The sequence below is a fragment of the Streptomyces sp. NPDC050433 genome, assembly GCF_044458565.1.
Lineage (GTDB): Bacteria > Actinomycetota > Actinomycetes > Streptomycetales > Streptomycetaceae > Streptomyces.
The window spans coordinates 133,295-146,546 of sequence record NZ_JBITIB010000015.1 but is presented as its reverse complement, the minus strand read 5'-3'; the positions used below and the strand labels follow the sequence as shown (position 1 = coordinate 146,546).

The window sequence follows — 13,252 nt, the reverse complement described above, 5'->3', positions numbered from 1 at the left end:
GGGGCGGTCACCATCCCGCGGCCCGTCCCGGGCGCCGCGGGTCGCAGTATCCGTGGCGCCGGCCGTCCGCGTCGACTTCCACCGCGTGGACGGAACCGAAGTGCCAGAAGTACGGGGTCGTCAGTCGTACGTCGGCGCCGTAGCGGGTGGCGAGCGCGTCAAGTACCCGCGAATCGACACGGGCCTCGACGGTGAACGGCTGGTCGGTCTGGGCACCTTGGAAGCGCGGCGCGTCGATCGCCTCGGGCAGGCCGAGGCCGTAGCCGAGGTGGTTGGCCAGCACGATCGCGGTGGCGCGCGCGGACAGGCCGGGTGACCCGAGGACGAGGTGCGGTGCCCCGTCGCGCGCGACCATGGTGGGTGGGAACGGCGACAGGACGCGCCGCCCTTCGCCGTTGCCGGTGCCCGGGAAGCTGTTGCCGCTGTTGACGTGGATGCCGTCCACAACCAGACCGGTGCCAAAGGTGGTGCCGTAGACGCTGTGGGTCAGCGACGCCATGTTGCCCGCGCCGTCCACCGCCACGACGTGGTCGGTGTTGTTGGTGTGCGGCGTGCCGGGCGGCCGGACGGTACCGCTGCTCGCGGGCACCGGGTCCCGCCTGGCGTTGCCACGGATCAGCGCGGCCAGCGACGCCGCGAAGTCAGGTGACAGAAGTTCGTCCACCGGTACGTCGTAGGACAGCGGGTCCTTCACGAAGCGTTCGGTGAAGAATTCAGCGAAGGCCATGGCGCGCCGCAGCACTTCGAGGGCTTCGGCGTCGCGCGTGTAGTGACCCATCGCGGGCAGGTCGAAGTTCTCCAGGATGCCGAGCACGAGCGCGATGAGGACGCCCGCGGACGACGGGGGCGGGGCGCCGACGATCTCGTGGCCCCGGTAGGCGCGGCGCACGGGCTGAGTCCCGCGCGCCGCGTAGTCGTCGAGGTCGCGGACGGTCACGGTACCGCCGGTTTCCCGCACGGCGGTCACGAAGCGGGACGCCCACGCGCCGCGGTAGACGTGGTCAGGGCCATCCACGGCGATCCGCCGCATCGTCTCGGCCAGCGCCGGGCGGACCAGCCGCTCCCCGACCGGCGGTACGTGGCCGTCCGGCAGGAATTCGGCGCGGCCCGAGGGGTGGGCGGACAACCGGCCCGCGGCGGCTTCGAAGGCTTCGCCGTACAGGAAGGAGTACATGGGGAAGCCGGCCGCCGCGACCTCGACGGCCGGTGCGAAGTAGTCGGCCCAGGGAATGCTGCCGTGGCGTTCCATGGCCAGGTGCATGCCCGCCACGGCGCCGGGGACCGCGACCCGTCGGCCGGAGGAGGCGCCCAGGGCGCCGTCCACCGTCACATAGTGGTCCCAGGTGGCGGACACCGGCGGGTCGTCGCGAGTGTGGTCGAGTTCGCCGTCGATGTAGTCGTAGGTCTGCCGCGCCGCGTCGTAGTGGAGCACCGACATGCCACCGGCCAGCGTGGTCATCTGCGGTTCGACCACGCCTTGCAGGGGGACGGCCGTCAGCACCGCGTCCATGGCGTTGCCGCCGCGCCGCAGGACGTCAAGCATCGCGTCGGCGACGAGGGGATGCATGGCCGAGACCATGGCGGTGCCGCCGTGGGCCGCGGTCTTCCGCCCTTGTTCGAGTGCCCGGTCCACGACCGGCCGCCGGCCCTCCGTCATACCGACCCGCTCCCCTGGCCCGGCCGCGAGACCGGCTGCGGGACCGGCGCCGGGCCGATGCCCATCGCCGACGCCACCAGGCCGACCGGCGGGGAACCCAAGGTCATCAACTCGCGGTGGAAGCGCGGCAGGGTGAAGTCGCTGCCCCACGCGGTCCTCGCCTGATCGCGCAGCCGCCGCATGAGGGTCTTGCCCCAGGTGTAGCGGATGTACGTCGGCTCCCAGACGCCGCGCAGCGCCTCGGCCCGCGCGGCGGGACCCGCCAGGAACGCCTTGCGTTCGAAGAGGGCGATGGCGTCATCGAGGGTGAGCGCACCAGTATGGATACCGAGCGCGGCCTGTACGCGGACGGCCCGCATCATGGCTTCCTGCGCCATGCCGAACTGGTAGAGGGGGCTGTCGTCCTGGTAGCCCTCCTCCCACATCATCTCCTCGGCGTAGTGGGCCCAGCCCTCGAAGAACAGCTCGGACCACAGCGTCTTACGGATCGGCCGGTCGACCTGACCCATCATCAGAGCGTGGCTGCAGTGGCCGGGGCCGATCTCGTGGACGGCCATCACGGCCATCGCGGGCCGGTTGAAGCGGGACAGCCAGGCGCGGTGATCGTCGAGCGACCAGTGCGCGGACGGCCCGGTCACATGGAAGAGCGAGTGGCCCCGTGTCTCCCAGGGCGCGGTCCAGCTCACCCTTCCTGCCGCCCAACTCCGCGCGGGCGGGCTGGGTTCGATGACGCACGCCTCGTCCACGATCGGCACCAGTTCGCGCTCGCGGACGAAGCGGGCGGCCAGCGCGACCTGGGCCTGCGTGTCGGCGAGGATCTGCGGGAAGTCGCCGTGGTCGGCCCGCACCCGAGCGCTGAGCCGCCGGGTCCGAGCGGCCGGATCGTCGGCGCCCGCGGGGTCGAGGCGTGCTGCGGCATCGTCCAGGATGTCGCTCATCCGCGCGTACTCGCTGTCGGCCATGGCGGCCAGCTCTTCCAGGTCCGCCACGACGCGGTCCTCGCAGCCGAGGAGCGCCGTGAGGTCGGCCCTGCCGAGGCCGGCGGCCGGAACGGCCTCGCGTGCGGCGTGTTCGAGGTGCGCGGTCAGCCGCGCCAGCGCGGCCAGTGCGCGGACACCGTCCTCGCCGTCGTCCTCACGGACCTCGGCGGCCATCCCGCGCGCCGCGGGCAGGAACATCCCGGCGACGGAGGACGACAGTTCGTCCAGCGCCTCGATCGCGTTGTCCACGGCGTCCGGCCAGAGCCGCAGGTGGCGGCGCCTGGCCTCCCCGCGTACCGCGCCGTCGTCGTAGGGCCGGTCGTACGGCGACAGGTCCAGTGCCTCGATATGAACCCAGGGGTCCCAGCGGTGCTGGCGGAGACGGCCGAACCGGGTCCGCATGGCGTTCTCGGTGGCCGCGAGCTGTGCTTCGTCGTGCGCGTCGTCCAGCGCGGGACCGCCGAGCGCGGCGAGCGCCGAGGCCACCCCGGACGGCGACAGATCGACGATCGTGCCGTCGTACTCGTCGTGCAGTCCTGAGTATTCGCGCAGGTAGGCGGCGTCCAAGTCGCAGACGTGGCGCAGCCGTGGGAACAGCTCAGCCATCGGTGGTCTCCCTGGTGGTGGTGCGAGGTCGGGGCGGTACGCAGTCGTGCGGTGTACGGGTAGGCGGTCGCGTGTACGGGGTCGCCTGTATGTCGTCGCGGGCCGCGGTCGGTCACAGTTCCAGTCGGCGTCCGCGCTGGACGACGCGCAGGAGCAGCGCGCCGAGTCCGACGACGAGCACCGAGAGCGCGGTCATGATCGTGGACAGGGCGGCGGGCGTCGGGTCCTGGTAGTTGTTGAGGTAGCCGTACATCCACACCGGCAGGGTCTGCTGGTCGGAGTTGAGCAGGAAGATCGACAGGTCGATCTCGTTGAAGCTGACGAGGAAGGCGAAGACTCCGCTGATCAGCAGGGCGGGCGCGATCTGCGGCAGCGTTGTGCCCAGGAAGGCGCGCAGCGGCGAGGCGCCGAGGTCGATCGCCGCGTAGTCGAGGGTGCGGTCGGCCCGCGTCAGGGCTGCGGACAGCAGCACGATCACGAACGGCACGGTCGCCACGGTGTGGGCGAGGACCACAGCCCAGCGGCCGGAGGGCAGGCCCGCCCGGGCGAGCAGCATGAATACGGCGAAGCCAAAGGCGATCTTGGGCACCACGACGGGTGAGAACAGCGCCGACTGGATCATTCCGCTGCCCCGGAAGCGGTAGCGCACCAGGGCGACCGCACCGGCAGAGCCGAGCAGTACGGCGAGGACGGCGACCAGGGCACCGATCCACAGGCTGCCGACGAAGGCGTCCATGACGCCGTCCTGGTGGTAGAGGTTGGTGTACCAGCGGGTGGAGAAGCCGGGCGGCGGCCATACCCCGTAGGAGACCGACGACAGGGAGCTGATCACGACGATCGCGGCGGGCACGAGCTGGAAGGCGTACAGCGCGGCCATCCACACGCCGAGTCCGCGGATGCCCCTCGGCGGCGACGGACTGATCGTGACCCCGCCCTGGTCGGCCTCGGCGAACCGGCGCTGGAGGAGTACGAACGCTCCGGTGGAGACCAGGGCCAGGATCAGTAGCACCAGGGCGCAGGCGGAGGCGCCCGGATAGTCCGTGGTGCCGACCAGGGAGTAGATGCTGGTGGACAGGGTCGCGATCCGCCCGCCGCCGAGGAGGCTGGGGGCGGTGAAGCTGGAGATGGCCAGGGCGAAGGTGAGCTGGCAGCCGGCGATGAGCCCCGGTGCGCTCAGCGGCAGGGTGATGGAACGGAAGGTGCGCCAGCGGGAGGCGCCGAAGTCGTCGGCCGCGTCGGCGAGTGTGCCGTCGATCTGGCGGAAGGTGCTGCTGATCGGCAGGACCATCAGCGGCAGCAGCGTGTGCACGAGCGCGATGACGACGGCGCTGCGCTCGTACAGCAGATGGACAGGACCGATGCCGAACAGGCCGAGCGCGGAGTTGAGGAAACCCTCCTGGCCGAGCAGCAGTTGCCAGGCATAGACGCTGGCGATGCCGGAGAAGACCAGCGAGGAGAAGACCACCGCGTATCCGGCGTTGCGCCAGCCGGTCCGCTTGGTGTGGTGCAGGGCCAGGGCGGTGAGGTAGCCGACGACCGCGGTGATCGCGGTGACCAGCAGACCGACGAGTACGGTCTGCCAGATCACCGACCAGTAGTAGGAGCTGGTGAGGACCTTCGCCCATGTGGCCAAGGTGTTGGTGGTGTTGACGCCACCGGGTTGGTACTCCTGCAGGGAGTACTCGACGAGCGACTCCATGGCGAAGACGAACACCGCGAGCAGCAGCACGATGCTGGGGGCGAGCAGCAGCAGTGCGGTGCGCCGGTCGCGGCCCTTGCCTGTGAAGGTTTTGGAGTGTCCTCGGCGGGGTCCCGGCTCTTCGGGGGCGGGGCGCTCCGCCGTGGCCGTCGCCGACCCGCTCACCGGGGCGGCTTCTCGTATGCCGCCTGGAGGGTTGTCCGCCATCGTGCAGGTCCTTCCGGTCGTGGGTGGACGTCGTCAGAACTGGCTTGTCAGAATTGGGCCGTCAGATCTTGGAGACGACTTCCTCGTTCCACCGCGCGGTCCAGGCGGCCATGTTCTTGCCGACGGTGTCCCAGTCGACGTCCACGAACTTCTGGTCGGGGCCCGCGGCGATGGCCGGGATGGCCTTGAGCTTCGGGGTCAGCGTCGACGTGCTGGAGGCAGGAATCTGGATCGAGGTGTCCACCCAGCGCTGGTTCCACTTGGGCTGGAGCATCTCGTTGACGATGTCGTAGCAGACCTCGAGCTGGTCGTCGGAGCTGCCGGAGTTGATGTTCACGCCGACCGGGTCGAAGAAGGCGCCCTCGGTGGGACGGCTGTAGCCCAGCGGCGCGCCCTGGCTGCGCCAGGCGGTCGAGGTGCCCAGGTAGTGCGAGGTCAGCGGGGCCTCGCTGGTGGACAGGACGTTGAGGAACTGGGGGTTGGCCGTCACGATCGTGCGGATGTTCTTGGCGTGCTCGATCCACAGTTTGAAGCCCGGATCCATGTCGTCCCAGCCGCCCCCGTTGAGGTTGGCGGCCATGCCGATGGCCCACCAGGGGATGGTGAAGAAACAGAGCTTTCCGCGCTGGTCGGGCGACCACAGGTCGGTCCAGGACTCGAAGCCCTTGGGGTACGTCTTGGTGTTGTAGACCAGCCCCATCTGGTCGGCTCCGAACACCACACCGCAGTGGTCGCGTTCGACGAACTGCGAGTGCAGCCGGGCGGTGTTGGGGATCTTGCTGTAGTCCAGCTTGAGGTACATACCGGTGGCCTTGCCGGTGGCCGTCGCGCCGCCGTTGGAGAAGACCAGGTTGTTCAGCGGCTTGTGCGGGCTGGCCTGGTAGGCGGCGGTCTGCTTGGCGAGATTGAGCGTGTCGTCGATCTTGATCTGTACGTTGGGGTGCTTGTCCTGGTACTCCTTGGCGAACTCCCTCGGCATGACGCCCAGATCGGCGCCCGCGAAGGGGGTCATGGTGATGGTGAGCTTCTTGCCCGAGCCCGAACTCGCGGACGCGCCGGGCTGCTTGTTCGAGGCGCAGGCAGCCAGGAAGAGCCCGGCCGTCACCGCACCGCCGCCGGCCAGCAGCGAGCGCCGCGAAACCGAGGTACGGCTGGTTCCTTCTCCTGCGGGCGGCGCGGCTCCGGCCGCCGCCTTGTCCCCATTCGATCTGCCCGTGTTGCTGTGCATGGTCTCTCCCTGGTGGTCAAAGCACTTCAGGTGGTGGGCCCGCGCTCGGCCAAGGCCTGTCCGGCGGACAGGCCCTAGTTGCCGGCGCCGAGCATGACGGCGGCGTCGGACGGCCAGCCGATCTCGACCTCGTCCCCCGTGGCGATCCCCCGTGCGTCCTTGGCGGGGAGTTGTACGACCAGTTCGGGACCGGAGTCCGCGACGGCCACCTGGAAGCGGACGCTCGCTCCCTGGAAGGTGAGGTCGGTGACGCGGGCGGTGAAGAGATTGTCGAAGCCGGTGGTCAGCCTGGGCCGCATGGCGATCGCCTCCGGCCTGACCGACAGCGCAGTGCCGGGGCCCGGGGTGCGGCAGGTGAAGCCGTCCGCGCGCAGCACCCTGTCATCGACGGCGCCGCGGATGATGTTGGTGTCGCCGAGGAACGTGGCGACGAACTCGGTGGCGGGGCGGTCGTAGAGTTCGTCGGGCCGGCCGACCTGTTCGACCCGGCCCCGGTTCATCAGGGCGATCCGGTCGGAGATGGTGAACGCCTCGGTCTGGTCGTGGGTGACGAAGACGAAGGTGGTCCCGGACTCCTGCTGGATCTGCTTCAGAGCGCGCTGCATCTGTACCCGCAGCCGCAGGTCCAGCGCGCCCAGAGGTTCGTCGAGCAGCAGTACGGCGGGCTTGTTGGCCAAAGCGCGGGCGATCGCCACCCGCTGCTGCTGGCCGCCGGACAACTGCGCGGGCTTGCGGGTGGCGTAACCCGCGAGGTCGACCAGGTCGAGCATGTCGGTGACCGTCGTCCGGATCTCCGCCCGTGACTGGCGGCGGATCTTCGGGCCGAAGGCGATGTTTTCGGCCACAGTGAGGTGCGGGAAGAGCGCCAGTTTCTGGAAGATCAGGTTGGTCGGCCGCTTGTTGGGCGGCACCCCGGTCATGTCCTTGCCCGCGATGGCGACAGTGCCTTCCGTGGGCTGTTCGAGACCGGCGAGTATGCGCAGTGTCGTGGACTTCCCGCATCCCGACGGCCCCAGGAGCGAGAAGAATTCACCGCGCCTGACACCGAGGTTCATGCTGGTCACCGCGGCCTCGCCGCCGGGATAGGTCTTGCTGACATTGGTCAATCGGGCGTCGAGAACCGACGGATCGTCCGGGTTCACAGCGTTCACCTGAACTTCCATTCATTGGAACTTGGCTTCCACTGGGGTGGGCAGGACGCTAAGCGAGTAACGAGGGTGCGGTCAACGGCCGATCACGAAGTTCTTGAACCGGCGACGATTCGCAGGGCACTGTTCAAGCCATTCGACCGGACTCAGGAGCGGGCGCCGGGCCCGCTCGGCCGAGCCTCAACACCCTCCTGTCACCTGCGAGTTCACTCCCTCGGCGGCCCTGGGCCGGCCCGTACGGAGCGCCGTCGCACCGGGCCCCCGCCCGTACGATCCGTCCGGTAAAACCTGTGTTACGCGGACGGAAGGGACGTCAGCGCGCCGCCCAGAGCCCCCGCACCTGGCCGATGTGCCGGTGCATCACCGGTTCGGCGCCCACCGCGTCTCCGTACTCCACGAAGTCCGTGAGCTGATGGTGTTCCATGGCCGACGGGACGAGGCTGCCGTCGGCGAGAAGCGATGCCGGGAGATGACGGCCGCGCGGATGTCCGCCGCCACGTCGGACGGGACAGCGCCCGCCACGGCTGGCCTGGCTTCCACCCCTCGCCCCGGGGCCGCTCTCGCAGCTTGCCGAGGCGACCCTTGACCGTGGCCTTGACGGCGGACACGACGAACGCGAGCTCCGGGTCACGGCCACGGCAGCCGTCCATCGCCGCCAGGAAGTCCTCCGGCGACAGGTCCGCGCCGACACCGAGGTCGGCCATCGTGGCGAGGTAGGCGTCGCGCAGCCGATTACGCCAGCCGAGCCGGGCAATTTCGGGTCGAACACCGGCGCCTTGACGCGCGTCGGCGCGCCCAGGCCGAGAGGAAGACCGTTCGCGCCGGCGGCGAAGGCCATGTTCCAGCAGGAGCGGCTCGGCGGGCTCTGTGTGACACCCGACGAGCCCGAACCCTCCCGGGTGAAGACACGCACGACCAAGGAGACGGGTGGGTTGTCAGCGCCGTTCCGGCGCGGCGTCGCAGCCCTCACGCAGTACCTCCAGTGGGAAGGACACGAACGGCCAATCCCGAGGAAGCACGAAGAACCCGTCGACATCGACGGCCAGGAACACATCGTGAAACTCGGCGTGTTCATCACCAGCACCAGACGCGAACACCTCACCCCCGAACAGCGCGCTGCCCTCGCCAAGCTCGGCATCGACTGGGCCGACTCCGGTGTACAGCTCGGTCACGACGGGCTGGCCCATCTGTGCCTGCGGCCGGACGGCGTTCTGCAGGCGGTCATGCTGGAAGGCGGCGAGGAGGACCTGTACGTCAGCTCGGACCTTGCTTCGTTCAACGCGTCCTTGGCCGTGCCGGACCGGATCCTGCCGGTCATCGCGACATCGTCCGGCCTGACGGAAGCGTCCGGCGCTTTCCAGGAGTTGAACGAGACACTGCGGGGGCTCGACGCGGGCGCGTTCAGTGAGCGGGAGGGGTGGTGGCCGCGGGTTCTGGACGATGTGCGGCACACGCTCAACTTCCCTTTCTCCGCGGCGTTCGAGTACGCCGACGACGCCCGGGAGAAGCACATCGTCACCGGGGCGACGGGGCCGGGCGTGCGCATCCGGAGGGGCTTGTCTGGCGGGAGCTGTCCGAGGCACTAATCACGCGAGCGGCCGAGCAGGCAGGCCGCGGGTGAGCGTGACCAGGTGGGGCCGGCCTGCGGCCGGGCGTGAACCGGCCGGGCCGCGCTGCTCGGGTGGCTGGCCGATCCCTTCGCGCCGGGCCTGTGTCTGATCACGGGCGGGGCGCGGCGCGGGAAGTCGGCATTGCTGGCATGGCTGGTGCGGCACGGCACGCGCCCCGGCACCGGACGGGAGCGAACCGTCCACTCGTATGTCCCTCTCGCGGGGCAGAGCGTGCACGGCGCGGTTTCGACGATGGCCGACCAACTGGGTCTGGTCACCCAGGGGCCCGGGGAGTTCCTGGCACAGCTGGCCGCCGACCGGCGCCCGGTCACCATCGTCCTTCCCGATCTGCACGCGGGCGCTGATCCGGACGGACCCGCCGAGCTGGTGCTCACGCTCGATGCACAGGACCATGTCCGGCTCGTGGTCGAAACCCGCTCGGGCACCACCGTCCACCCGCAACTGGCCCGCCCCGGAGCAGCGTTGACGGACATCGACGAGCCGCAGTAGACCGATCAAGCCCACCGAACAGCGCGGCACACCGAGCACACCGAGGCCACCGCGCCCCCGGCCGGCAGGCACCGCCGACCGGTAACTGGACTGGGCCAGAGTCCGCGGGAACATCACCCCATCCCACCCTGGCCCGGACCAATCTTCGCCATGACCACCACAGGGCGGCCGGCGGGACAGGCGCTCCTTTCTGCGGCGGTATCCATGCTTCTACGGCAACGGTCTGCCTGGGTCCGGGCTCGCCTCTATCGCATACAGGTATCCGTCCCTGCTACCGACGTAGAGCACGCCGTCGGCCACGACCGGGGACTTCACCGGCCCGCCCGTCTTCACCTTCCACCGCACACGGCCGTTCGCCGCGCTGATGGCCCACAGGTGGCCGTCGTCGCTGCCGAAGTACACCGTGCCGTCTGCCACCACGGGGGAGGAGCCGATGGGGCCGTCCGTGGTGACGTGCCACCTGATGGCGCCGGTGGTGGCGTTCAGTGCCCACAGCCGGTGGTCCTGGCAGCCGACGTACAGGGTGTTGCCGGAGATCGCGGGCGTGGTCCGGACGCTGCCGAGGGAGTCGAGCATCGTGTGCCAGCGGAACGCGCCGGTGGTGGCGTCCAGCGCCTGCACGTACGGGCCCAGCCCGTCCCCCACGTACAGGGTGCCGTCGTGCAGCAGCGGCGTGGCGGGGGAACGGCCGATGATGATCTGTTTCCAGCGGACCTTGCCCGTGGCCGGGTCGAAGGCCCAGATGGTTCCGTCCTTGTTGGCCGCGTACAGGATGCCGTCGGCGAGCGCGGGCGCCGACTCGATCCCCCAGCTCCTGCTCTGGTACTTCGCCCTCCAGAGGCGGCGCCCGACCGCCGCGTCCACGGTCCGCAGGTAGCTGCCGTTGACGTAGTGGAGCAGCCCGTTCGCGACGAGGGGTTGGGTGAAGGAGTACCGCCTCATCCGCCTGTGCCAGCGGGGTCGGCCGTCGGCGGCGTCGAGGGCGAGCAACGTGCCCCAGTGTGTGGCATAGCCTGCGGCATAGACGGTGTCACCGGCCGCGGTGGGAGAACCTATGAGTCCGGCGTCGGCGTTGGTCCACCGGACGGATCCGTCGGTCGTGTCCACGGCCCACAGGCCCCGGCCGGTGGCATAGACGGTCCCGTCGGTGACGTACGGCGCCGAGTGCACCCTGCCTCCTACGTGCACCCGCCATCGCACGACTCCGGTTCTCACGGTTTGGGCCGGTGGGCTCGGAGTGCGGAGCTGGATGCCCTTGAGCGGGCGCCGATTTCTCCGCCGGCGCGGGTGTCGCTTTGGCATAGGGCCCCCGTGTCGCGTGCTTTCGGTTCGTCAGAGGTCTTCCGGTTCAGCCGAGTCAGAGGTCGCAGGCGTCCTGCCAGTCGCACGCGCCGCAGCTGACCAGGTACAGGGCCCGGTCGCTGATGTGCTCGACGGTCGTGTACGAGCGCAGCCGGTCACTGCTCACGCCGCACTGCGGACAAGCCGCGAAAAGGCCCAGGCGGCCGAAGTCGCTGATGACCAAGACGTTTTCGGAGACGTTGCCCCGAACGGCGGGCGCCGGCACGGCGGTTGAACCGAGGTGCACGATCATGGCCGCCGCTGCGTCTGTCATACGGTACGTGCCCCCCGCTAGGCGTACGTGGCGCAGGCTGCCCAGGGAGGGCGGCAGCGGCGTGTCATCGAGGCGGACGGGCACGAGGCGGGCCTCGCCGGTGCCGGTGAGCCCGCTCGGCAGGCCGGATTCCGCCAGGGCCTCGCCCCACGCGGTTCCGGCGGCGGCCGACCACAGGAGGACGACGGCGTCGTCCGTGTCGGCGGAGGGGTTCGCCATACTGCGGGACGTAGGGGAGTCGTCCGGGCCCGTCGTCCACGCGTCGAGTACGAGGTCGGCCCCGACACGCCTCAGCGCGGCCGCTAGCGAGGAAGCCGGTCGCTCGTCCTGTTGCTGGTACGAAAGTCGAGTGCGCATGAACTCATGGTGCGCCACGGGGGCACGCCATGGCGTGCGCTTTTCGAGCACCGGACCAGTTCGCCGACCGCCGTCAGGGAGTTGTGACCCGCGCTGGTCATGGCGCACACGCCCACGGCAAACTTCACGTCAGTGACCCCAGCCCTACCTGATCAAACCGGGCAAACATGACTCTCCCCGAGGCCCTGACGGCAAACTTACGTAGGTAGTTGCGTAGTTTCACATGTCCCAAACACTGCGCAAAGATAAGGTCACGTATTCCACGGCCCGGCCTTCTCGGCCATGGGCAACAAAGCGCGCATGCCGAAAGGAATGGTGAGACTTGAACAGCCACCTGCGCCAACTACGGAGTCGCACGACGGCAGCCGTCCAAAGCAGGATCGCCGCAGTAATAGCAGCGCTTACGATGACCGCGGCGGCCATGCTTACCGGCGCGACCCCCGCTGCGGCCGCCGGCGAGTCGCAGAACCTCGGAATCGGGTACGTCTGCTCTGGAGGGCCTGTACCGGCCGGGCATGTCATCGTCGCGTACGACAGCACCGGCTGCAACGGCATAGGTTCCTGGACCTACGCCCTCCCCTATAACGGTGTCTGGACTTGTTCGGGCTCTCCGGTCGTGCCCGGATATGTCATTGTGAACTACGACAGGACCGGCTGTGGCGGCATAGGTTCCTGGGCCCACGCATTGCCCGTTGACACCGGCACGTGGATATGCGGGGGCTCACCAATCCCGCCCGGCTACCACATTACCTCGTTCAACGTGTCGGGATGCGGCGGAATCGGTGCGAGTCTTCTCGTAAGGGACTGACGCCGATCACGTGCACCGAAAGGCACGGTGTAACCCACCGTGCCTTCGGTGCATACAACTGACTACTGCGTTCGCTGTGTGTGCCGGCATGGGACGCGGCCCGTTACGGGCCAGGGAGTTGGCTACGCGAATCACCCCCGGGTGAGCTGCCCCAAGTTTCGTAGCGGCCGGTTTCTCTGGTTTCTGGCAGCGTTTGGGGCTGCCTGTGATCAGTGGTGCTGGACCTCGAATTCCTCGGGTGGGAGGTGGCCGAGGGCGGAGGCCGGGCTGCTCTGGGTGGCGTAGCGGAGGAGGCGCAGCAGCAGTCTCAGGCCCTCCAGCAGAACGGGCAGCAGCCTGGCCCTGGGTCCGCGAACGTACCCGCGAGCAGCCAGGGCATCGACGCCGGCAAGAAAATCGCAGGTCGCAAGCGCCATATCGGGGTGGACACCCTCGGCCTGCTCCTGGTTGTCCGGGTCACCGCGGCGAGCATTTCCGACAACGTCGGCGGCATGCACCTGATGTCCCACATCGCTGCCACTCAACCGCGCGTGACCAAAGCATGGGCCGACACCGGCTACCGCACCAAAGCCATTGAACACGGCGCCCGCCCCGGCATCAACGTGGAAGTCGCCCAACGCGCCCCGGGCGTCAAAGGCTTCAAGGTGATCCCGCGACGCCGGGTCGTCGAGCGGACCTTCGGCCGGCTGATGCATCACCGCCGACTGGCCCGCGACTAAGACCCCCCGTTCCGAAGCCATAATCCACGTCGCGATCATCGACCTCATAAGCCGGAGACTCACTCGCGAATCCACCCTGAACTGGCGCGACACGCTGAACCCTCGACG

The 13,252-nt window shown here is 69.2% G+C and carries 9 protein-coding genes and 2 pseudogenes; 3 read left to right on the top strand and 8 right to left on the bottom strand.

Annotated elements, in window-relative coordinates; all coding sequences use genetic code 11:
- Positions 1-7: 7 nt before the first annotated feature.
- From ACIBLA_RS20100 to ACIBLA_RS20075, 6 genes and pseudogenes are all read right to left on the bottom strand, one after another.
- A complete protein-coding gene (locus ACIBLA_RS20100; protein ID WP_399199330.1) occupies positions 8-1,657 on the bottom strand; it encodes a gamma-glutamyltransferase family protein in 1,650 nt (549 codons plus the stop codon).
- A complete protein-coding gene (locus tag ACIBLA_RS20095; protein WP_399199329.1) occupies positions 1,654-3,243 on the bottom strand; it encodes a DUF885 family protein in 1,590 nt (529 codons plus the stop codon). The genes ACIBLA_RS20100 and ACIBLA_RS20095 overlap by 4 nt, the downstream gene beginning before the upstream one ends.
- Before the next feature lie 112 nt (positions 3,244-3,355).
- The gene (locus tag ACIBLA_RS20090; RefSeq protein WP_363246056.1) at positions 3,356-5,149 is read right to left on the bottom strand and encodes an iron ABC transporter permease; all 1,794 of its coding nucleotides are present in this window, start codon (positions 5,147-5,149) and stop codon (positions 3,356-3,358) included.
- A gap of 61 nt (positions 5,150-5,210) precedes the next feature.
- A complete protein-coding gene (locus ACIBLA_RS20085; protein WP_363246055.1) occupies positions 5,211-6,377 on the bottom strand; it encodes an extracellular solute-binding protein in 1,167 nt (388 codons plus the stop codon).
- Positions 6,378-6,451: 74 nt separating this feature from the next.
- Positions 6,452-7,528, bottom strand: a complete 1,077-nt coding sequence (locus tag ACIBLA_RS20080; protein ID WP_363246054.1) for an ABC transporter ATP-binding protein — start codon at positions 7,526-7,528, stop codon at positions 6,452-6,454.
- A 447-nt stretch (positions 7,529-7,975) separates the two neighbouring features.
- Positions 7,976-8,366: pseudogene (locus ACIBLA_RS20075) on the bottom strand (hypothetical protein); the annotation flags it as partial.
- Here ACIBLA_RS20075 and ACIBLA_RS20070 point away from each other — a divergent pair.
- Positions 8,362-9,111: an SUKH-4 family immunity protein gene (locus ACIBLA_RS20070; RefSeq protein WP_399199328.1), complete on the top strand. Its 750-nt coding sequence runs from the start codon at positions 8,362-8,364 to the stop codon at positions 9,109-9,111. The pseudogene ACIBLA_RS20075 and the gene ACIBLA_RS20070 overlap by 5 nt on opposite strands.
- 165 nt (positions 9,112-9,276) lie before the next feature.
- Positions 9,277-9,645: a hypothetical protein gene (locus ACIBLA_RS20065; RefSeq protein WP_399199327.1), complete on the top strand. Its 369-nt coding sequence runs from the start codon at positions 9,277-9,279 to the stop codon at positions 9,643-9,645.
- Positions 9,646-9,855: 210 nt separating this feature from the next.
- Here the strand turns inward: ACIBLA_RS20065 and ACIBLA_RS20060 are convergent, their stop codons facing one another.
- Both ACIBLA_RS20060 and ACIBLA_RS20055 read right to left on the bottom strand, forming a co-directional pair.
- On the bottom strand, positions 9,856-10,947 hold the full coding sequence (locus tag ACIBLA_RS20060; protein WP_399199326.1) for a PQQ-binding-like beta-propeller repeat protein: 1,092 nt from the start codon (positions 10,945-10,947) through the stop codon (positions 9,856-9,858).
- 55 nt (positions 10,948-11,002) lie between these two features.
- Positions 11,003-11,617 (bottom strand): toll/interleukin-1 receptor domain-containing protein, encoded by a 615-nt coding sequence (locus tag ACIBLA_RS20055; RefSeq protein WP_363246050.1) that lies wholly within the window; start codon positions 11,615-11,617, stop codon positions 11,003-11,005.
- Between the two features lie 1,155 nt (positions 11,618-12,772).
- On the opposite strand from ACIBLA_RS20055, the pseudogene ACIBLA_RS20050 reads away from it, so the two are divergent.
- Positions 12,773-13,238 (top strand): annotated as a pseudogene (locus tag ACIBLA_RS20050) (transposase); the annotation flags it as partial.
- Positions 13,239-13,252: the final 14 nt, after the last annotated feature.

Excerpts from the sequence above, each read along its gene's own strand:
- ACIBLA_RS20100 (WP_399199330.1), bottom strand. The coding sequence starts at position 1,657 with ATGACGGAGGGCCGGCGGCCGGTCGTGGACCGGGCACTCGAACAAGGG.
- ACIBLA_RS20095 (WP_399199329.1), bottom strand. The coding sequence starts at position 3,243 with ATGGCTGAGCTGTTCCCACGGCTGCGCCACGTCTGCGACTTGGACGCC.
- ACIBLA_RS20090 (WP_363246056.1), bottom strand. The coding sequence starts at position 5,149 with ATGGCGGACAACCCTCCAGGCGGCATACGAGAAGCCGCCCCGGTGAGC.
- ACIBLA_RS20085 (WP_363246055.1), bottom strand. The coding sequence starts at position 6,377 with ATGCACAGCAACACGGGCAGATCGAATGGGGACAAGGCGGCGGCCGGA.
- ACIBLA_RS20070 (WP_399199328.1), top strand. The coding sequence starts at position 8,362 with ATGTTCCAGCAGGAGCGGCTCGGCGGGCTCTGTGTGACACCCGACGAG.
- ACIBLA_RS20060 (WP_399199326.1), bottom strand. The coding sequence starts at position 10,947 with ATGCCAAAGCGACACCCGCGCCGGCGGAGAAATCGGCGCCCGCTCAAG.
- ACIBLA_RS20055 (WP_363246050.1), bottom strand. The coding sequence starts at position 11,617 with ATGCGCACTCGACTTTCGTACCAGCAACAGGACGAGCGACCGGCTTCC.